Genomic DNA, 18,086 nt, shown 5'->3' with positions numbered 1-18,086 from the left:
AGGCCGGGCCTCCCAAGGCGCTGACCCGTTATTTCTCGAGCGAGGTCGCCGCCGCCTTCGCCCGGACGGTCAGCCGGTCGCCCGCCTCGTCGCGCTCCACGACCACGCCGTCCCCGTCGTGGACCTGGCCGGACAGGATCGCCTTGGCCAGCTGGTCGCCGATCGCCGACTGCACCAGCCGCCGCAGCGGCCTCGCACCGTACGCCGGGTCGTAGCCGGTCAGTGCCAGCCAGTCACGGGCCGCCTCGGTGACCTCCAGCGTGAGCCGGCGGTCGCGCAGCCGGTCCGCGAGCCTGGCGACCTGCAGGTCGACGATCCGGCTCAGCTCGGCCATGCCCAGTGCGTCGAAGACCACGATGTCGTCCAGCCGGTTGAGGAACTCCGGCTTGAAGGCGCTGCGCACCGTGTCCAGCACCAGCTCCTTCTTCCGCTCCTCGGGCGTGGTCGGGTCCACCAGGTACTGGCTGCCCAGGTTGGAGGTGAGGATCAGGATCGCGTTGCGGAAGTCGACCGTACGGCCCTGGCCGTCGGTGAGCCGTCCGTCGTCCAGCACCTGGAGCAGGATGTCGAAGACCTCGGGGTGGGCCTTCTCCACCTCGTCGAGCAGGACGACGCTGTACGGGCGCCGCCGGACCGCCTCGGTCAGCTGGCCGCCCTCCTCGTAGCCGACGTAGCCGGGCGGGGCCCCGACCAGGCGCGAGACGGAGTGCTTCTCGCCGTACTCGCTCATGTCGATACGGACCATCGCCCGCTCGTCGTCGAAGAGGAAGTCGGCCAGTGCCTTGGCGAGTTCGGTCTTGCCGACACCGGTCGGGCCGAGGAAGAGGAAGGAGCCGGTGGGCCGGTCCGGGTCGGAGATGCCGGAGCGGGTGCGGCGCACCGCGTCCGAGACGGCCTGGACGGCCTCGGTCTGGCCGATCAGGCGGCGGCCCAACTCCTCCTCCATGCGCAGGAGTTTGGCGCTCTCGCCCTCCAGCAGGCGGCCGGCCGGGATGCCCGTCCAGGAGGCGACCACGTCCGCGACGTCGTCCGGGCCGACCTCCTCCTTCACCATGGAGGTGCTGGCGTCCTGGTCGGCGGCGCGCTCCTGGGCCTCGGTCAACTCCCGCTCGGCGGCGGGGATCTCGGCGTACATCAGCTTGGAGGCGCGCTCGAAGTCGCCGTCCCGCTGGGCCCGTTCGAGCGAGCCCTGGAGTTCGTCCAGGCGCTCCTTGAGCTCGCCGACCCGGTTGAGGCTCTTCTTCTCCTGCTCCCACCGGGCGGTGAGGCCGTTCAACTGCTCCTGCCTGTCGGCGAGATCGCGGCGCAGCCTGGCGAGGCGGTCGACCGAGGCGGGGTCGGACTCCTTCTCCAGGGCCAGCTCCTCCATCCGCAGCCGGTCGACGGCGCGCTGGAGTTCGTCGATCTCGACGGGGGAGGAGTCGATCTCCATCCGCAGCCGGGAGGCCGCCTCGTCGACCAGGTCGATCGCCTTGTCGGGGAGGAAGCGGGCGGTGATGTAGCGGTTGGACAGGGTGGCCGCGGCGACCAGGGCGGCGTCCGAGATCTGCACCTTGTGGTGCGCCTCGTACCGGCCCTTGAGGCCGCGCAGGATGGCGATGGTGTCCTCCACGCTGGGCTCGCCGACCAGCACCTGCTGGAAGCGGCGCTCCAGCGCGGCGTCCTTCTCGATCCGCTCGCGGTACTCGTCCAGCGTGGTGGCGCCGACCATGCGCAGCTCGCCGCGGGCCAGCATCGGCTTGAGCATGTTCCCCGCGTCCATCGCGGAGTCGCCGCCTGCGCCCGCGCCGACCATGGTGTGCAGCTCGTCGATGAAGGTGATGACCTGCCCCTCGCTCGCCTTGATGTCGTTCAGGACGGCCTTCAGCCGCTCCTCGAACTCGCCCCGGTACTTGGCCCCGGCGACCATCGCGCCGAGGTCCAGCGCGACCAGGCGCTTGCCGCGCAGCGACTCGGGCACGTCGCCCGCGACGATGCGCTGGGCCAGGCCCTCGACCACGGCGGTCTTGCCGACGCCGGGGTCGCCGATCAGCACGGGGTTGTTCTTGGTGCGGCGGGAGAGCACCTGGACCACCCGGCGGATCTCCTGGTCGCGGCCGATCACCGGGTCGAGCTTGCCGTCGCGGGCGGCCTGGGTGAGGTCGGTGCCGTACTTCTCCAGTGCCTTGTACGTGCCCTCCGGGTCGGCGGAGGTGACCCGGGCGCTGCCCCGGACGTCCTTGAAGGCGGCCAGCAGCGCCTTGGGGGTGGCGCCGTGCCCGGCGAGCAGGTCGGCGACGGCCCCGCCCTCGGTGGCCAGGCCGACCAGCAGGTGCTCGGTGGAGAGGTACTGGTCGTCCAGGTCGTCGGCGCGCCTGCCCGCCTCGGTCAGCACGGCCATGGTGTCGCGGGCGAGCTGCGGCGCGGCCACCGTCGAGCCCTGGGCGCTCGGCAGTGCGGCCAGCTGGCGCCGGGCGGCGGCGGTGACGGCCGGGACGTCCGCGCCGACCGCCTCGAGCAGCGGGCGGGCGATGCCCTCGGGCTGCTCCAGCAGGGCCAGCAGGATGTGCACCGGCTTGACGTCCGGGTTTCCTGCGGCGCTGGCCTGCCGGATCGCGGCGGACAGGGCGTCCTGCGTCTTGCTGGTGAACTTGCTGGCATCCACTGCTGGCGTGCCCTCTCTCTCGGTCGCTCGGTCTCTGCTGCTGGAAGCATCCAGTAAGTTGAGTCTACTTCGCTCAACTTTTCTCGTCTAGCCTCGCCGGGACGGCCTGCGGGTCAGCCCGAGCAGGTCCCTGGCCGGGCCGGCCGGCCGCTGTCCGGACGGCCAGACGGCCCGCAGCGGGCGGTGCAGATCCACACCCTCCAGCGGCACGGAGACCAGCCGCCGGGTGGCCAGCTCCTCCACCACGGCCAGTTCGCTGAGGCACACCGGCCCGGCGCCGGTCATCGCCGCCGCCTTGAGCGCGGTCGAGGAGGCCAGCTCGAGCCGGGGCGTCGCCGCGCCCCCGTACCGGGCCAGGGCCCGGTCCAGCACCTCCCGGGTGCCGGAGCCCGGCTCGCGCAGCACCAGCGGGGTCATCGCGAGCTCGCTGCCGGTGACCGGCGCCCGCCGCCGCGCCCAGGGGTGGCCGGGTGCCACCACGACCACCAGCCGGTCGGCCGCCACCACCGCGCCGGAGAGCCCGGGCGGGGTGGTCGGGCCCTCGACGAAGCCGAGGTCCGCGTCGCCCGCGAGGACGTGCGCGGCGACGTCCGCCGAGTTGGCGGTCCGCAGCGTCACCGCGGTGCCCGGGTTGGCCTCGTGCAGGGCCAGCAGCCAGCCCGGCATCAGGTACTCGGCGACCGTCAGGCTCGCCACCACCCGCAGGCGGGCGTCCCGGCGCTCACGCAGCGCGTCGATGCCGGCGTCCAGCGCCTGCGCCGCCTCGACCACCTGGCGGGCCCACTCGATCACCAGCCGCCCGGCCTCGGTGGGCCGTGAACCGCGCGGCGACCGCTCCAGCAGCGCCACGCCGACCTGGCGCTCCATGCCCTTGATCCGCGCGCTCGCGGCCGGCTGGCTCACCCCGAGCTCGGCCGCCGCCCGCCCGACGCTGCCCAGCCGGGCCACCGCGAGCAGCAGCTCCAGTGCGCCGAGTTCGGGGACGTGCGGGGAGAGGAGGGTCATAGAGCCAGGCTATGTCCTCATAGGGCACGACACGCTACCGGCGGGCGACCCGCCTCGGCAGGGTGGGACGCATGGCCACCCTCACCAGTCCCCGTACGACCACCACCTCGTACTCGCTCGACCTCAGCCGCCTCGGCCCCAACTGGCACGCCGCCGTCATGGGCACCGCGATCGTCGCCAACGGAGCGGCGGCGCTCCCCATCGAGCTCCCGGGCCTGATCGGCTTCGGGGAGCTGGTGTGGGCCCTGGCCCTCGCGGCGCTGACCCTGCTGGTGGCGGCCCGGGCCGCGCACCTCACCCGGCACCGCGCGGCCGCCCGCGCGCAGCTCATGGACGACCCGGCCACCGCCGTCTTCTACGGCTGCCCGCCGATGGCCCTGCTCGCCGTCGGCTACGCGACGCTCGTACTCGGCGCGCGGGTGATCGGTACCGGGCCGGCGGTGGCGCTGGACCTGGTGCTCTGGACGGTCGGCACGGTGTACGCCGTGGCAGTGGCTGCCGGCATCCCGTACCTGATGATCACCCGTCACCGCCTCTCCGTCCTGCAGGCCAACCCGACCTGGCTGCTCCCGGTGGTCGCCCCGCTGGTGGCAGCCTCGCTGGGGCCCGCGCTGATCCCGCACCTGCCCGGGCCGTGGCGGACGGCGATGCTGTACGGGTGTTGCGCGCTCCTCGGCGCCGGGCTGCTGGCCACGCTGGCCCTGCTGCCGGTCGTCCTCGCCGGGCTGCTGCACAGCAAGCTGCCCGCGCTGATCCTCACCCCCTCGCTCTTCCTGGTGCTCGGACCGCTCGGCCAGTCCACCACCGCCGTCAACCAACTCGCAGACGCGGCCCGGACGGTGGCTCCGCAGCGGGCGGACGCCGCGGCCGTCCTGGCGGTGCTGTACGGCGTCTGCGCGATCGGGGTCGCGCTGCTCTGGCTGCTCGTCGCGGCCGCCGCCAACCTGCGTGCCTGGCGGGCCGAGATGCCCTTCGCCATGACCTGGTGGGCCTACACCTTCCCCGTCGGCACCCTGGTCACCGGCACCGCCGGCCTTGCCCGCCACACCGGCTTCGAGGGCTTCACGGCACTGTCGGCCGGCCTGTACGTCCTGCTGCTCGCCGCCTGGTCGGTGGCCGGCACCCGGACCCTGACCGGCCTGGCCGGGGGCCGGCTGCTGCGCTGACTGCCTGGCGCCGCGCAATCCGCTCGGGAATACCCGTCCGCGGGTCTCGGGCTCCGGGCGGGTGCGCCACCGATCGGCACTCGGACATTCCAGGAGTCATTGATCCCATCGGCGGCCTTGTCGGGCTCCGGGCGGATTGGGGCAGGTATTCTGCGGGCCATTGCCAACGGCAATACCCGGGCCCACAGGGCCAGTTGCACCAGGGATTTCGCCTCGCCACCGAATTCCGGCGAGGGGGGGATGAGTCGGTCGGGCCCGCTCTCGCGGCTCCGAACGACCGTTTGGTCGGCGTGGCGCTCCGGTCGGCGGTCAGGCCGAATAGTCGGATTCCGGAGAAATCTCCAGGCCGGCCCGACACAGCCGACTGCAGGTTCCTGCATTTGCGGAAACCTGCAGTCGGGCGCCACTTGTTCCCCGGCCGTCACGCTGTGAGGGTGGAGGCACGCCGGCCGCCCGGGCAACCGCAGCCTGTGGGTGGCGACTTGCTCTTCGACGTGGATGCCCCACGGTACGTCCGTACCGGTGCATCGGGGGGGAAGAGCGCCGGCCGGGACGCCATGTGTGGTGATGGCCCCCGGGACCGGAGCCGGCGAGGCGTTGCTGCTCCGCCTCGCTGGAAGCGCCTCGGCAACGGCGTGACACGGCGAGCCCCCCAGGGCTTCAGAGCTCAACTGGGCTCTGGCTCTGGGGGGCGCGCCGGTACGGAGGTCCGGAGATCTCGTCTACGATCCGTGGACGTCACCGCGGGGCTCCAGGTGACCGGGGGTGAGACGCCCCCGGAGCGCTGCGATCGCGAGCGGGCGTTGAGGACCGGCAGGGAGTGTTGGACGTGGCTGCGGATCCGACGGCAGACCTGGGCGCAGGTGCGCCCGGCGAGGCGGCTCGGCAGCTCTACCTCGGAATCCTGGCGGCGGGCGGTCTGGTCCCCTTCGCGGACTTCTCCGAGTCCGACCGACCGGCGCTGGATCAGCTCATGGAGATCGGGCTGGTGATGCCCAATCTCATGGACAGCGTCTACACGGCGGTGAGCCCCCGGACCGTCGCCGGCCGGGTGAGCGCGGAGCTGCGGTCGGAGGCGACCCGGCTGCTGGTGCGGGCCGAAGGACTGCCCGGCGCACTGGACGGCCTGACGAAGGCGTACGACGCGGTGCCCCGGCGGGCGGACCAGCGGGGTGAGGCCACCCACATCGAGGGCCACGAGCACATCCGGCACCAGATCGAACAGCTGGTCGCCGACTGCAAGGAGGGGCTGCTGTCGACGCAGCCCGGACCGCGGCCCGCCGACGCCCTGGACATGGCACTCCGCCAGGATCTGCCGCTGCTCAGGCGCGGGCGCACGATGAGGACGATCTACCAGCCGACCGCGATGGCCGAACCGGCGGCGGTGAAGTACGCCGCGGCGGTCACGGAGCACGGGGCCCAGATCCGGGTCCTGGACGAGAACTTCCAGCGGATGCTGATCTTCGACCGTGCCGTGGCGGTGGTCCCCGCGGCCGACGATCACAGCAAGGCCGTGTTCATCACCGACTCGGCGGCCGTCACCTTCCTGGTCGCGGTCTTCGAGCGGGACTGGGCCCGCGCGGATTCGGTGGTGTGGGGTTCCTCGGAGGAGGGCCGTAGTCGGGTGCCTGAGCGGGTGGGCCGGCTGCTGGCGCAGGGTTTCACCCAGCGGGCGGTGGCGACCCGGCTGGGGCTGAGCGAGCGCACGGTGGCGGGGCACATCTCGCGGCTGCGGGAGCGCTACGGGGCCCAGACGCTGTTTCAGCTCGGGTGGCTCATGCGGGGTGGCCGTGGCGAGTGACGTGCCCCTGGACGAGGCCGTGGCGCCGCTGCCGGGCGAGGTCGCGCGGCAGCTGTATCTCGCGATCCTGGCCGCCGGCGGCCGGGTGCCGATCTCGGACCCCGCGGTGGCCGACCGCCGGACGGTCGACGAGCTGCTCGGGATCGGGCTGCTCACCCGGACCGACATCTCCTACTGCGCCGTCAGCCCGCGTGCGGTGAGCGGGCGACTCGCCACCGAGCTGCGCGCCACGGCGACCAGGCTGCTGGTCCGCGCCGAGAGCCTGCCGGCGATGCTGGACGGCCTGACCAAGGCGTACGACGACACTCCGCGGCCGGCGGACCGCTCCGGCCCGGTCGAGCTGGTCCACGACCGCGCGGAGATCCAGCACCGGATCGCCCGCCTGCTCTCCGACTGCAAGGAGGAGATGCTCACGGCCCAGCCCGGCCCGCGCCCGGCGCACGGCCTGGCGATCGCACTGCAGCAGGACCTGCCGTTCCTTCAGCGCGGCGGCGTGCTGCGGACCCTGTACCGGCCGACCGCGCTGGACGAGCCGGCCACGGTGGCGTACGCGGCCACGGTCACCGAGCACGGCGGCCGGGTGCGGATCCTCGACGAGCCGTTCCCGAAGATGATGCTCTTCGACCGGACGGTCGCCGTCATCCCGGCCGGTGAGGACCGGCTCAGCGCCTCCTTCGTCGAGGACCGCACCATGGTCGACCACCTGGTGTCCTCCTTCGAGCGGGACTGGCGGCGGGCGGACTCGGTGGCCTGGGGTTCCTCGGAGGAGGGCCGCAGCCGGGTGCCTGAGCGGGTGGGCCGGCTGCTGGCGCAGGGTTTCACCCAGCGGGCGGTGGCGACCCGGCTGGGGCTGAGCGAGCGCACGGTGGCGGGGCACATCTCGCGGCTGCGGGAGCGCTACGGGGCCCAGACGCTGTTTCAGCTCGGGTGGCTCATGCGCGGTGGCCGGGGTGAGTAGCGACGGGGCCGGGTCAGCCGGTGGCGACGCCGGGCGTCCAGTAGTCGTACGGGCCGGCGGCCGGGGGCTCCTGACGGGGGTTGGGGAAGTGGTCGCCGGGTGCCGTCCAGAAGCCCTCGCGCAGCGAGAGAGCCATGCCGGCCCAGTCGAGGGCGGTCTCCACGGTGTGGTGGAGGGCCTCCTGCGACCAGGTATCGTCGAAGACCAGGGGCAGGACGGGGGCGACCTGCTCGATGGTGGCTATCAGCGGGTTGTGCGTGATCGCCTCGTCCACCAGCAGGACCACCGGCTTGCGCAGGGCGGAGGCCCAGCCGAGCTCCAGACTGACGCCGGCCGACAGCGGTGCGCCGACGTACGCGAAGACCAGGTCGGCGGTCTGCAGCGCTCGGAAGTCGGAGGGTACCCGCGGCTCGGGGGCGCGGCCGGCCACCGACCAGGCGTCGCTGTGGTGAGCGCTGTAGACCGCGGCGCCGCTGCGGAGCAGCGTGGACCGGAGCGTCGTCAGCCGCGTCCGGCTCGCCAGGGTCACCACGCTGTCGGCCGGCCCGGTCAGCCGCATGAGCGGCGCGGCCAGGAACACCCGAGCGCGCCGCCCCTCGGGGGTCTGGACGGCGCGGTTGCGCAGGTAGGGCTCACTCATGTCGACTCCGGGGGAAGGGGTGGCCGGGGGCATCCACTCATGACCGGCGGCGCTTGTCTGGTTGTCGGTGCCGGGTTCCGGGGCTTTCGGCCATTGACTGTTGTGGATAAGTTGAAGACATGGCGTCAAGTGAAGGCCGTCGGTACCGGTACCGTCGGGACGAGTTGATCGTCCAACGGTCGTAGCCGGTCCGTCCACTGGCACACGGTGTCATCTGGGTGCCTGGCACAGAGATGACGCACTCCTCATAAAGCGGACGCCGTGACAGTTGCTTCACGCTGCGGCATGATCTGAGCTAATGTTCGACGCTTCATTTGCTCAGTGAGGCATAACCCTGAGGAAGGATTTGGTCGCAATGTCTCGCATGCGCCGCTTTGTTCGCTTCGTCGTTGTTCCGCTTGTCATGGGTGCGGCGATGCTGGCCGGGAGCAATCCGGCACTGGCCGGAGACAGCGCCTGGACGCGCGCCCTTGTTCACGCGGACTCGGTCGCGGACTCGGCCGCCGACGGTTCGGCCATTACGACCCCGGCAGACTCGGCCTGGACCTGAGTGCCGCGGCAAGCCTGCCGTGCCCGGACGAACGGGGCGTCCGGGTGGGGTGGCTAGCCGAACTCGTCCTTGTGGTCCGGGGTGTCATGAACGCTGCGGGCGAGTACATAGCCGAGTTGGAAGAGTGACTCGACGTGGTACTCCTCACGCATCTCGGCAATATGGCGGGCCAGGGTGCGTTCGCTGATGCCCAGTCGGCGGGCGATAACCCGGTGATTGGTTCCTTTGAGCATCAGATCAATGATCGTCTGACGGAGGCGTGAGACCACCTGCGGCGGAACTGTCCGAGTACCGTCAAAATCTAGACCGCGACTCCAGTTCCGCTCGAATACCTCCTCCACGAGGTAGCTGATGACGGCCTGATCGTGAATGAACGCCGCCAGGTTGAGGTCTTCCGCCACCGGAATGACGGCGGTCCGTCGATCGATGACGATCAGTCGGGTGTAAGGCTCGTCGAGTGTCCGCACCTGCCCGCCGTGTTCGGCTATCGCCGTCACGTACTCCCGGGTCGGGGTGTGATAGCGGGTGCTCGGGTGATAGATCGTCCGGATGGCCGCGCCACGGCGGAGCATCTCGAGGTCGCGGGTGATCACACTCGCCAGGGCCTCGGGAGGACGCGGCCCGCCCGGCTGCGCGGCGAGCATCTCCTCCATGCAACTGCTCACCAACTGGCCGAGCCGTTGGTTTATCAGCACTTTGCCGCGCACATACTCGATCGTGCCGCCAGCCTGCTCGGGCGTACGGAAGTCCTCGGCCAGCTCCTGGAGGTCCGCGGGCAGCGCGACCGCCCGGCTCAGCAGGTCCAGTGCCTTTCGCTGCCAGGCGGTGCTGAGGCGGGCCGAGAGTTGTTTCGGGTCGACGGCGACCAGGACGTCCGGGTTGTCGGTGTCCCGGACCAGCAGCCCGATGTCGACCAGCTCGAGCAGGTGATCCTGGTCGGCCGACTTGCTCTCTTCGGGTGTCAGACGCCCATGGCAGCGGAGAACGGACCGGTAGAGCTCCCTGGCCTCGGCCGAGAGAACTCCCAGCCCGCCCGAAGTGAGGCCGGGCTCGTCCGTCTCACTCATCTGGGGCTCCTTGCCGTCGGCCGAACAGATGGATGGGCAGCGGGTGCCCCACCGGGATCATAGGCGTGAATTTTGGTACATGAGCCGCGGAGTCGAACATGTACCTCGTCCCGGTACAACTGGTTGGCACTCTCTCATCATGACTAAGCCGCCGGCACCCCCCGTGAGGAGGGAACCGGCGGCCGGGCCTGCTCCGCTCTACCGCTTCGGGCGCCAGACGACCAGGGCGCTGGACTGCTGGACCTGCTGGTAGGGGACCAGGTCCCGGCGGTAGGAGGCGTGGACGGCGGCCTCGCGCTGCTGGAGGGCGGTGGCGGCGCCTTCGAGGGAGTCGGCGAGCTCGGAGACGCGGGACTGGAGGGCCGCGACCTGGTTCTCCAGTTCGATGATGCGCTTGATGCCGGCCAGGTTGATGCCCTCGTCCTGCGAGAGGCGCTGGACCTCGCGCAGCTGCTGGATGTCCCGCGCGGAGTAGCGCCGCCCCCGGCCGGCGGTGCGGTCGGGGCAGACCAGGCCGAGGCGGTCGTACTGGCGCAGGGTCTGCGGGTGCAGCCCGGAGAGCTCGGCAGCGACCGAGATCACGTAGACCGGGGTGTCCTCGGTCAGCTGGTACGGGCTGCGGGCGGGGCCGCCGACCGGGCGGGACGGGCGGGGGCCGCCGGGCAGCCCTTCGCCGAGGCCGGGGCCGATGGGTTCGTGGTTCATCGGGTCACGCTCCCTCCGCCGCCCGGAAGAGGGCGGCTCGCGGGTCGTCCGAGGCGGTGGCCTCGCGGTACTGCTCCAGGGCCGTCAGCGCGTCACCGGTGACGTGCTGCGGCACCACGACCTCCACGGTGACCAGCAGGTCGCCGCGGGTGCCGTCCTTGCGGGTGGCGCCCTTGCCGCGGGCCCGCAGGGTGAGTCCGTTCGCGCTGCCGGCGGGCAGCCGGAGCTTCACTGACGGCCCGTTGAGCGTCGGCACCTCGATGGTCCCGCCGAGTGCGGCTTCGGGGAAGGACACCGGCACGGTGACCGTCAGATTGTCGCCCTTGCGGCCGAAGACCGGGTGCGGGTCGACGTGCACGGTGACGTAGAGGTCGCCGGGCTGGCCGCCGCGCTCGCCCTGGGCGCCCTTGCCCTTGAGCCTGATCCGCTGGTCGTGCTGCACCCCGGCCGGGATCCGGACCTGCATGGTGCGGGCCGAGCTGGCCCGGCCGCTGCCGTGGCAGACGGTGCACGGGTCGTCGACGAGCATGCCGCGGCCCTTGCAGTCCCGGCAGGGCTCGGAGAGTGCGAAGGCACCCTGGCCGCGGCTGACCGTGCCGGCGCCGACGCAGGTCGGACAGACCCTGGGGGTGGTGCCGGCCTTGGCACCCGTACCGCTGCAGGAGCGGCAGGGGGCCTGGCTGGTCATCCGGAGCGGGACGGTCGCGCCGTCCACCGCCTCCTCGAAGCTGAGCGTCACCTCGGTCTCGACGTCGGCGCCCCGGCGCGGCTGGGCCTGCCGGCCGCCGCGGTTGAAGAGGCCGCCGAAGACGTCGCCGATACCGCCGCCGCCCCCGCTCGGCGAGCTGTTGAACAGGTCGCCGAAGTCGAAGCTGTAGTTGCCGCCGCCCGGGCCGCCGGGCCGGTAGCCGCCGCTGCCGAAGAGGCTGCGCGCCTCGTCGTACTCCTTGCGGCGCTTGTCGTCCGACAGGACGTCGTAGGCCTCGGAGATGTCCTTGAAGCGGTCCTCGGCCTTGACGTCACCCTTGTTGGCGTCCGGGTGGAACTCGCGGGCCAGCTTCCGGTACGTCTTCTTGATCTCGGCGGTGGTGGCGTCCTTGGGCACGCCGAGGACCTTGTAGTAGTCCTTCTCCACGTAGTCCTTGGTGCTCATGGCTGCCGCCACCTCCCGAAGTCCATAGACAGAGCGCTGCGGAGCCGGCCGTCGTACCGGACGACGTACGACTCCGCAGCGCACAGATTGTCAGCTTTCCGCTGCACCGTCAGCCTTGTCGGACTCCGCCTTGTCGGTGTCCGGCGCGGCCGTGGTCTGGGTGCCGGGCTGGGGCTCGGCCACCGCGACCATCGCCGGGCGGATGATCCGCTCGCCGATGCGGTACCCGGGCTGGAGGATCTGGACACAGGTGTCCTCGGTGACGTCCGAGGAGTAGCTGTGCATCAGGGCCTCGTGAAGCGTCGGGTCGAAGGGCTCGCCCTCCTTGCCGAACTGCTGCAGGCCCAGCTTGGCGACGACCGTCTCCAGGTTGTCGGAGACCGACTTGAAGCCGCCCGTCACCTCGCCGTGCTCGCGGGCCCGGCCGATGTCGTCCAGCACCGGGATCAGGGACTCCAGGATGTTGGAGACCGCGATCTCACGGACCGTCATACGGTCCCGCTCGACCCGCTTGCGGTAGTTCTGGTACTCGGCCTGCAGGCGCTGCAGGTCGGCGGTACGCTCCGCCACCTCGCGCTGGGCGGCGGCGAGCTCCTCCGAGGCACCGCCCGAGACCGCCTCCTCGGCGGCCTTCAGGACGGCCTCTTCGGCGGAGTCGTCGCCGGGCTTGTCGCCCTGCGGCTTCTCCGTCATGCCGCACCACCCTTGGGCTTCTCGTCGTCGATGATCTCGGCGTCGACGACGTCGTCCTCGGCCTTGGCCTGCTCGCCGGCCGGGGCGGCACCCGCGGCGTCGGCGTTGGCGTACAGCGCCGCACCGAGCTTCTGGGCGGTGGTGGACACCTTCTCGGTGGCCTCGCGGATCGCCGCGATGTCCTCGCCCTTCAGGGTCTCCTTGAGCTCGGTGATCGCCGTCTCGACCTCGGCCTTGACGTCGGCCGGGAGCTTGTCGTCGTTGTCCGCGATGAACTTCTCGGTCGAGTAGACGAGCTGCTCGCCCTGGTTCCGGGTCTCCACGGCCTCGCGGCGCTTGTGGTCCTCCTCCGCGTACTGCTCGGCCTCGCGCATCATGCGCTCGATGTCGTCCTTCGGCAGCGCGGAGCCGCCGGTGACGGTCATCCGCTGCTCCTTGCCGGTGCCGAGGTCCTTGGCACCGACGTGCATGATGCCGTTGGCGTCGATGTCGAAGGTGACCTCGATCTGCGGCAGGCCGCGGGGGGCCGGGGGCAGGCCGGTCAGCTCGAACATGCCGAGCTTCTTGTTGTACGCGGCGATCTCGCGCTCGCCCTGGTAGACCTGGATCTGCACGGACGGCTGGTTGTCCTCGGCCGTGGTGAAGATCTCCGAGCGCTTGGTCGGGATCGTGGTGTTGCGCTCGATCAGCTTGGTCATGATGCCGCCCTTGGTCTCGATACCCAGAGACAGCGGGGTGACGTCGAGCAGCAGGACGTCCTTGACCTCGCCCTTGAGGACACCGGCCTGCAGCGCGGCGCCGATGGCGACGACCTCGTCCGGGTTCACGCCCTTGTTGGCGTCCTGACCGCCGGTCAGCTCCTTGACGAGCTCGGCGACGGCGGGCATACGGGTCGAGCCACCGACCAGGACCACGTGGTCGATCTCGGACAGCTGGATGCCGGCGTCCTTGATCACGTTGTGGAACGGGGTCTTGCAGCGCTCCAGCAGGTCCGTGGTGAGCTGCTGGAACTGAGCGCGGGTGAGCTTCTCGTCCAGGTGCAGCGGGCCCTCGGCGGAGGCCGTGATGTAGGGCAGGTTGATCGAGGTCTCGGAGGACGAGGACAGCTCGATCTTCGCCTTCTCGGCGGCCTCGCGCAGGCGCTGCAGCGCCATCTTGTCCTTGGAGAGGTCGACACCGTGGCCGGACTGGAAGACCTTGACCAGGTGGTCGACGACGCGCTGGTCCCAGTCGTCACCACCGAGGTGGTTGTCACCGTTGGTGGCCTTCACCTCGACGACCCCGTCGCCGATCTCCAGCAGGGAGACGTCGAAGGTGCCACCGCCGAGGTCGAAGACCAGGATGGTCTGGTCGTCCTTGTCGAGGCCGTAGGCGAGGGCGGCGGCCGTCGGCTCGTTGACGATGCGCAGGACGTTCAGGCCCGCGATCTCGCCGGCCTCCTTGGTCGCCTGGCGCTCGGAGTCCGAGAAGTACGCCGGGACGGTGATCACCGCGTCGGTGACCGTCTCGCCCAGGTACGCCTCGGCGTCGCGCTTCAGCTTCTGCAGGATGAAGGCGCTGATCTGCTGGGGGTTGAAGTCCTTGCCGTCCAGGTTGATCTTCCACCCGGTGCCCATGTGGCGCTTGACCGAGCGAATGGTCCGGTCAACGTTGGTGACCGCCTGGCGCTTGGCGACCTCGCCGACGAGGACCTCACCGTTCTTGGCGAAGGCGACGACGGACGGCGTGGTCCGAGCGCCCTCGGCGTTGGTGATGACGGTGGGCTCACCGCCTTCAAGAACGGTGACGACCGAGTTCGTCGTGCCGAGGTCGATACCGACCGCGCGTGCCATCGAAAATACCTCCAGGGAGAAGTTGAGCTTTACGGGCTCAAGCATGCATGACGGGAACACGGTCGTCAACAGCTATGAGTCCGTGTCGCTCAACTTTACTGCGCGCTTATATCGCTCTCGGCCTGCTCTCGGCGTGCGGCCGCTACGGGAGGCGGGATTCGCCCGGTTGGGTGAGTGTGTCCTTAGTGACTGTCGCCATACCCTGCGCATCTTCTTAACGGGTGTTAACGGGCGGTAATGTCCGCCCCGGTCCCCGCTTTAAGTTACCGACCAGTACACTCAACTGAACCCCTTGCTACAGCCGCTGGAGACGGAGAGCCGATGCAGCTAGCAGCGATCGTCATCTCGCTGGTCACGACTGTGATCGGCACCGCGCTCGCCGCCCGGGCGGCCGCGTACATCTACAAGGTGGTGAAGACAGGCCAGCCGGACGGCACCCGCACCGGAAACCCGGTGCAGCGCACGAAGACGGTGGCCGTCGAGTTCCTCGGCCACACCCGCATGAACAAGTGGGGCATCGTCGGTGTCGCCCACTGGTTCGTCGCGGTCGGCTTCTTCACCCTGGTCACCACGCTGGTGACCGCGTTCGGCCAGCTCTTCGACGCCGAGTGGGCGCTGCCGATCATCGGGCACTGGCTGCCGTTCGAGATCTTCACCGAGCTGGTCGGCACGCTCACCACGCTGGGCATCGCGACGCTGATCGTGATCCGGCTGCTCAGCCTGCCGTCCCGGTCCGGTCGCAAGTCCCGCTTCGCCGGCTCGATCGCCTGGCAGGCCTTCTACGTCGAGTACACGATTCTCGGCATCGGCCTCTGCATCATGATCCTGCGCGGCCTCGAGGGCGCGCTCGCGGGCGTCGACTCGTACGAGGCCGCGTACCTGATCAGCTACCCGCTGGTGCTGGCCTTCAAGGGCCTGGCGCACTCGACGCTGACCAACCTGATCTACCTGTTCGCGATGCTGAAGATCTGCATCTCCTTCGCGTGGGCGATCACCATCGGCATCAACCCGTCGATGGGCGTGGCCTGGCACCGCTTCCTCGCCTTCTTCAACATCTACTTCAAGCGCGAGGAGGACGGCGACGTCGCCCTCGGCGCGCTGCGCCCGATGACCAGCGGCGGCGCCCCGATCGACTTCGAGGACCCGGCCGACGACGCCGTCTTCGGCGTCTCCCAGGTCGAGCACTTCGCCTGGAAGGGCATCCTCGACTTCTCCACCTGCACCGAGTGCGGCCGCTGCCAGTCGCAGTGCCCCGCCTGGAACACCGGCAAGCCGCTCTCGCCCAAGCTGCTGATCATGAGCCTGCGGGAGCACGCCTTCGCCAAGGCGCCGTACCTGCTGGCCGGTGGCGGCAAGGACATGGAGGGCAACGAGCAGGCCTCGTCGGAGCAGCTCAAGGACGTCCCCGCCGCGGCGCTGGCCGAGGCCGAGCGCCCGCTGATCGGCACCGCCGAGGAGAACGGCGTCATCGACCCGGACGTGCTGTGGTCCTGCACCACCTGCGGTGCGTGCGTCGAGCAGTGCCCGGTGGACATCGAGCACGTCGACCACATCGTCGACATGCGCCGCTACCAGGTGATGATCGAGAGCTCCTTCCCGACCGAGGCCGGGACGATGCTCAAGAACCTGGAGAACAAGGGCAACCCGTGGGGCCTGGCCACCAAGGCGCGCCTCGACTGGGTCAAGGAGCTCAAGAAGGAGACCGGCATCGAGGTGCCGGTGATCGGTGAGGACATCGACCCCGCCGAGGTCGAGTACCTCTACTGGGTCGGCTGCGCCGGTGCCCTGGAGGACCGCGCCAAGAAGACCACCAAGGCCTTCGCCGAGCTGCTGCACACCGCGGGCGTGAAGTTCGCGATCCTCGGCAAGGAGGAGACCTGCACCGGTGACTCCCCGCGCCGCCTCGGCAACGAGTTCCTCTTCCAGATGCTCGGCGCGCAGAACGTCGAGACGCTGAACGCCGCGCTGGAGGACGCCCCGACCAAGCGGATCGTGGCCACCTGCCCGCACTGCTTCAACACCATCGCCAACGAGTACCCGCAGCTGGGCGGCCACTTCGAGGTCATCCACCACACCCAGCTGCTGCAGCACCTGATCGACGAGGGCAAGCTCATCCCGGTCAACCCGGTCGAGGGTCTGATCACCTATCACGACCCCTGCTACCTGGGCCGCCACAACAAGGTCTACAGCCCGCCGCGCGAGATCATGGACAAGGTCCCCGGTCTGCGCCAGCAGGAGATGCACCGTCACAAGGAGCGCGGCTTCTGCTGCGGTGCGGGTGGCGCGCGGATGTGGATGGAGGAGCGGATCGGCAAGCGCATCAACAACGAGCGCATGGACGAGGCGCTGTCGCTCAACCCCGACATCGTCTCCACCGCCTGCCCGTTCTGCCTGGTGATGCTCTCCGACTCGGCCAACGGCAAGAAGAACGAGGGCGCGGCCAAGGAGCACCTGAAGGTGGTCGACGTGGCCCAGCTGCTGCTCGACTCGGTGAAGGCGCAGCCGGCGGAGCCGGAGCCCGTCGAAGCCTGATCCACGACACCGTCGACCCGGCCCCGTCCGCCCTTGTGGCGGGCGGGGCCGCGTGCATTTCAAAGATCCGCCATGGCCTAGCATTTCGGGCCATGAGCGATGGCGGGGGCATAGCGGGGCAGGGCAGTACGGCGGGCTCTCCGGTGGGCGGTGGTGGCGGGCCGCAGCCCGCGTACCTGCCGCCGGTGAGCAGCAGTACCCCGGACTGGGCGGCACTCGCGCAGCAGCACGAGCGCGAGGACCGGCGCCGCAGGATGGTGAAGATCGGCGGGGCGGCGGCGGGTGTGCTGGTGGTCGGCGGCCTCGTGGCCGGCGCGCTGGCGGTGCAGAAGTCCGGTGGGGACGACGGGAAGAAGCCGTCCGACACGGCCGCCTCCTCGCTCGCGATCTCGCCCGTCGGGCCGTCGGCCCTCCCGTCCGGTGCCACGGGGAGCGCGTCCGCCTCGCCCTCCGCCTCAGCCACTACGCCGGGCACGCCGAGCGGCGGCCCGACCGCCACCAAGGCGGCCGGCACCGGCCCGGCCGTCCCCGCAGGACCGCCACGGCTCGACGACCGCGGCGGCCGCTACCCGGTCACGCTGGCCGCGAGCGCGGTGGTCGGCCGGACCGACGGGCACAACGGCCCCACGCTGGTGCTCAACAGCAGCCCCAACGGGTACGGGCAGGCCGGCTCTGCGGTGGTCGACACGAGCAAGAGCTTCACCGTGTCCGCGATGGTCCGCAACAACGCGCCGACCGGCGGCCGGGCGGTCGTCACCCAGGGCAGTGACACCTACTACTCCTTCTTTCTGGGCCGCGACTACTGGGGTACTCACAACCAGTGGTCCTTCAAGGTGCAGACCGCCGCCGGCGGCCAGGACAACACCAGCGTGGAGGCGCTCTCCAAGGGCAACGCCACGACCGGCCAGTGGACCCTGCTCACCGGTGTGTACGACGCCTCCGCGAAGAAGATCCAGCTCTACGTCAACGGCGAACTCGCCCAGACCAGCGACGTCAAGGGGATCTGGCAGACCGGCGGGCCGCTGCAGATCGGCCGGGTGATGTGGAAGTCCACCTGGACCGACTACTGGGACGGGGCCATCTCCAACGTCCAGGTGTGGACCCAGGCCCTGCCCGCCGCCCGGGTGGCGCAGCTGAGCGGCAGCGGGGGTGTGTCGGCGGGCGTACCGGCGTACGCTGCGTGGCTGTTGCCCTAGCGCGGTGCCGGCAGCACGTCGCAGGTAGAGGGCCCGGGAGACCGGGCCGCGATCCGTCAACCCGATGTTCCAGTGATACGGATCAAGCCACCGTTGGGACGTCCTCGCTTTGGAAGGAAATACAGTAGGCGCTGGACACGCGGT

14 protein-coding genes are annotated in these 18,086 nt (G+C 70.5%); 6 read left to right on the top strand and 8 right to left on the bottom strand.

The genetic code is table 11. The features are described from left to right. Nucleotides 1–28: 28 nt before the first annotated feature. Both clpB and FB465_RS17580 read right to left on the bottom strand, forming a co-directional pair. Nucleotides 29–2,644, bottom strand: coding sequence for an ATP-dependent chaperone ClpB (gene clpB, locus FB465_RS17585; RefSeq protein WP_145791814.1), 2,616 nt, complete (start codon nt 2,642–2,644; stop codon nt 29–31). A gap of 87 nt (nt 2,645–2,731) precedes the next feature. Continuing rightward, nucleotides 2,732–3,649, bottom strand: coding sequence for a LysR family transcriptional regulator (locus tag FB465_RS17580; protein WP_145791813.1), 918 nt, complete (start codon nt 3,647–3,649; stop codon nt 2,732–2,734). A gap of 71 nt (nt 3,650–3,720) precedes the next feature. Between FB465_RS17580 and FB465_RS17575 the strand changes: the two genes are divergently transcribed. The 3 genes from FB465_RS17575 to FB465_RS17565 all read left to right on the top strand — a co-directional run bounded on the left by FB465_RS17575 (nt 3,721) and on the right by FB465_RS17565 (nt 7,574). Further along, the gene (locus tag FB465_RS17575) at nt 3,721–4,815 is read left to right on the top strand and encodes an SLAC1 family transporter (protein ID WP_145791812.1); all 1,095 of its coding nucleotides are present in this window, start codon (nt 3,721–3,723) and stop codon (nt 4,813–4,815) included. A gap of 829 nt (nt 4,816–5,644) precedes the next feature. Continuing rightward, on the top strand, nt 5,645–6,616 hold the full coding sequence (locus FB465_RS17570) for a LuxR C-terminal-related transcriptional regulator (protein WP_145791811.1): 972 nt from the start codon (nt 5,645–5,647) through the stop codon (nt 6,614–6,616). Next, nucleotides 6,606–7,574 carry a LuxR C-terminal-related transcriptional regulator gene (locus FB465_RS17565; RefSeq protein ID WP_246192703.1) on the top strand — a complete coding sequence of 323 codons (969 nt, stop codon included), beginning with the start codon at nt 6,606–6,608 and terminating at the stop codon, nt 7,572–7,574. The genes FB465_RS17570 and FB465_RS17565 overlap by 11 nt, the downstream gene beginning before the upstream one ends. A gap of 13 nt (nt 7,575–7,587) precedes the next feature. Here the strand turns inward: FB465_RS17565 and FB465_RS17560 are convergent, their stop codons facing one another. Next, complete coding sequence (locus FB465_RS17560; protein WP_145791810.1) at nt 7,588–8,214, bottom strand: TIR domain-containing protein; 627 nt, start codon at nt 8,212–8,214, stop codon at nt 7,588–7,590. A 355-nt stretch (nt 8,215–8,569) separates the two neighbouring features. Here FB465_RS17560 and FB465_RS17555 point away from each other — a divergent pair, with 355 nt between their 5' ends. Then, nucleotides 8,570–8,764: a hypothetical protein gene (locus FB465_RS17555; protein ID WP_145791809.1), complete on the top strand. Its 195-nt coding sequence runs from the start codon at nt 8,570–8,572 to the stop codon at nt 8,762–8,764. A 53-nt stretch (nt 8,765–8,817) separates the two neighbouring features. On the opposite strand, the gene FB465_RS17550 is transcribed toward FB465_RS17555, so the two are convergent. From FB465_RS17550 to dnaK, 5 genes are all read right to left on the bottom strand, one after another. Further along, entirely contained in the window at nt 8,818–9,831 is a 1,014-nt protein-coding gene (locus tag FB465_RS17550) for a LuxR family transcriptional regulator (RefSeq protein WP_145791808.1), read from the bottom strand. 198 nt (nt 9,832–10,029) lie between these two features. Next, on the bottom strand, nt 10,030–10,536 hold the full coding sequence (locus tag FB465_RS17545) for a heat shock protein transcriptional repressor HspR (protein ID WP_246192702.1): 507 nt from the start codon (nt 10,534–10,536) through the stop codon (nt 10,030–10,032). A gap of 4 nt (nt 10,537–10,540) precedes the next feature. Continuing rightward, nucleotides 10,541–11,689 (bottom strand): molecular chaperone DnaJ, encoded by a 1,149-nt coding sequence (gene dnaJ / locus FB465_RS17540; protein WP_145791806.1) that lies wholly within the window; start codon nt 11,687–11,689, stop codon nt 10,541–10,543. A 90-nt stretch (nt 11,690–11,779) separates the two neighbouring features. Further along, nucleotides 11,780–12,382 (bottom strand): nucleotide exchange factor GrpE, encoded by a 603-nt coding sequence (grpE, locus tag FB465_RS17535; protein ID WP_145791804.1) that lies wholly within the window; start codon nt 12,380–12,382, stop codon nt 11,780–11,782. Further along, nucleotides 12,379–14,214, bottom strand: a complete 1,836-nt coding sequence (gene dnaK, locus FB465_RS17530) for a molecular chaperone DnaK (RefSeq protein WP_145797406.1) — start codon at nt 14,212–14,214, stop codon at nt 12,379–12,381. The genes grpE and dnaK overlap by 4 nt, the downstream gene beginning before the upstream one ends. Before the next feature lie 321 nt (nt 14,215–14,535). Between dnaK and FB465_RS17525 the strand changes: the two genes are divergently transcribed. Both FB465_RS17525 and FB465_RS17520 read left to right on the top strand, forming a co-directional pair. Next, the gene (locus FB465_RS17525) at nt 14,536–16,746 is read left to right on the top strand and encodes a (Fe-S)-binding protein (protein ID WP_145791803.1); all 2,211 of its coding nucleotides are present in this window, start codon (nt 14,536–14,538) and stop codon (nt 16,744–16,746) included. Between the two features lie 92 nt (nt 16,747–16,838). Beyond that, the gene (locus FB465_RS17520; protein WP_145791801.1) at nt 16,839–17,942 is read left to right on the top strand and encodes a LamG domain-containing protein; all 1,104 of its coding nucleotides are present in this window, start codon (nt 16,839–16,841) and stop codon (nt 17,940–17,942) included. Nucleotides 17,943–18,086: the final 144 nt, after the last annotated feature.

Source organism: Kitasatospora atroaurantiaca, from assembly GCF_007828955.1.
Taxonomy (GTDB): domain Bacteria; phylum Actinomycetota; class Actinomycetes; order Streptomycetales; family Streptomycetaceae; genus Kitasatospora; species Kitasatospora atroaurantiaca.
Note: the sequence above shows the minus strand (reverse complement) of the source record. Positions and strands in the feature narration are given on the sequence as shown.

Bases quoted from the DNA above. Each gene is read 5' to 3' on its own strand.
- FB465_RS17580 (WP_145791813.1), bottom strand. From the start codon at position 3,649: ATGACCCTCCTCTCCCCGCACGTCCCCGAACTCGGCGCACTGGAGCTG.
- FB465_RS17575 (WP_145791812.1), top strand. From the start codon at position 3,721: ATGGCCACCCTCACCAGTCCCCGTACGACCACCACCTCGTACTCGCTC.
- FB465_RS17560 (WP_145791810.1), bottom strand. From the start codon at position 8,214: ATGAGTGAGCCCTACCTGCGCAACCGCGCCGTCCAGACCCCCGAGGGG.
- FB465_RS17555 (WP_145791809.1), top strand. From the start codon at position 8,570: ATGTCTCGCATGCGCCGCTTTGTTCGCTTCGTCGTTGTTCCGCTTGTC.
- FB465_RS17550 (WP_145791808.1), bottom strand. From the start codon at position 9,831: ATGAGTGAGACGGACGAGCCCGGCCTCACTTCGGGCGGGCTGGGAGTT.
- FB465_RS17545 (WP_246192702.1), bottom strand. From the start codon at position 10,536: ATGAACCACGAACCCATCGGCCCCGGCCTCGGCGAAGGGCTGCCCGGC.
- dnaJ (WP_145791806.1), bottom strand. From the start codon at position 11,689: ATGAGCACCAAGGACTACGTGGAGAAGGACTACTACAAGGTCCTCGGC.
- grpE (WP_145791804.1), bottom strand. From the start codon at position 12,382: ATGACGGAGAAGCCGCAGGGCGACAAGCCCGGCGACGACTCCGCCGAA.
- dnaK (WP_145797406.1), bottom strand. From the start codon at position 14,214: ATGGCACGCGCGGTCGGTATCGACCTCGGCACGACGAACTCGGTCGTC.
- FB465_RS17525 (WP_145791803.1), top strand. From the start codon at position 14,536: ATGCAGCTAGCAGCGATCGTCATCTCGCTGGTCACGACTGTGATCGGC.
- FB465_RS17520 (WP_145791801.1), top strand. From the start codon at position 16,839: ATGAGCGATGGCGGGGGCATAGCGGGGCAGGGCAGTACGGCGGGCTCT.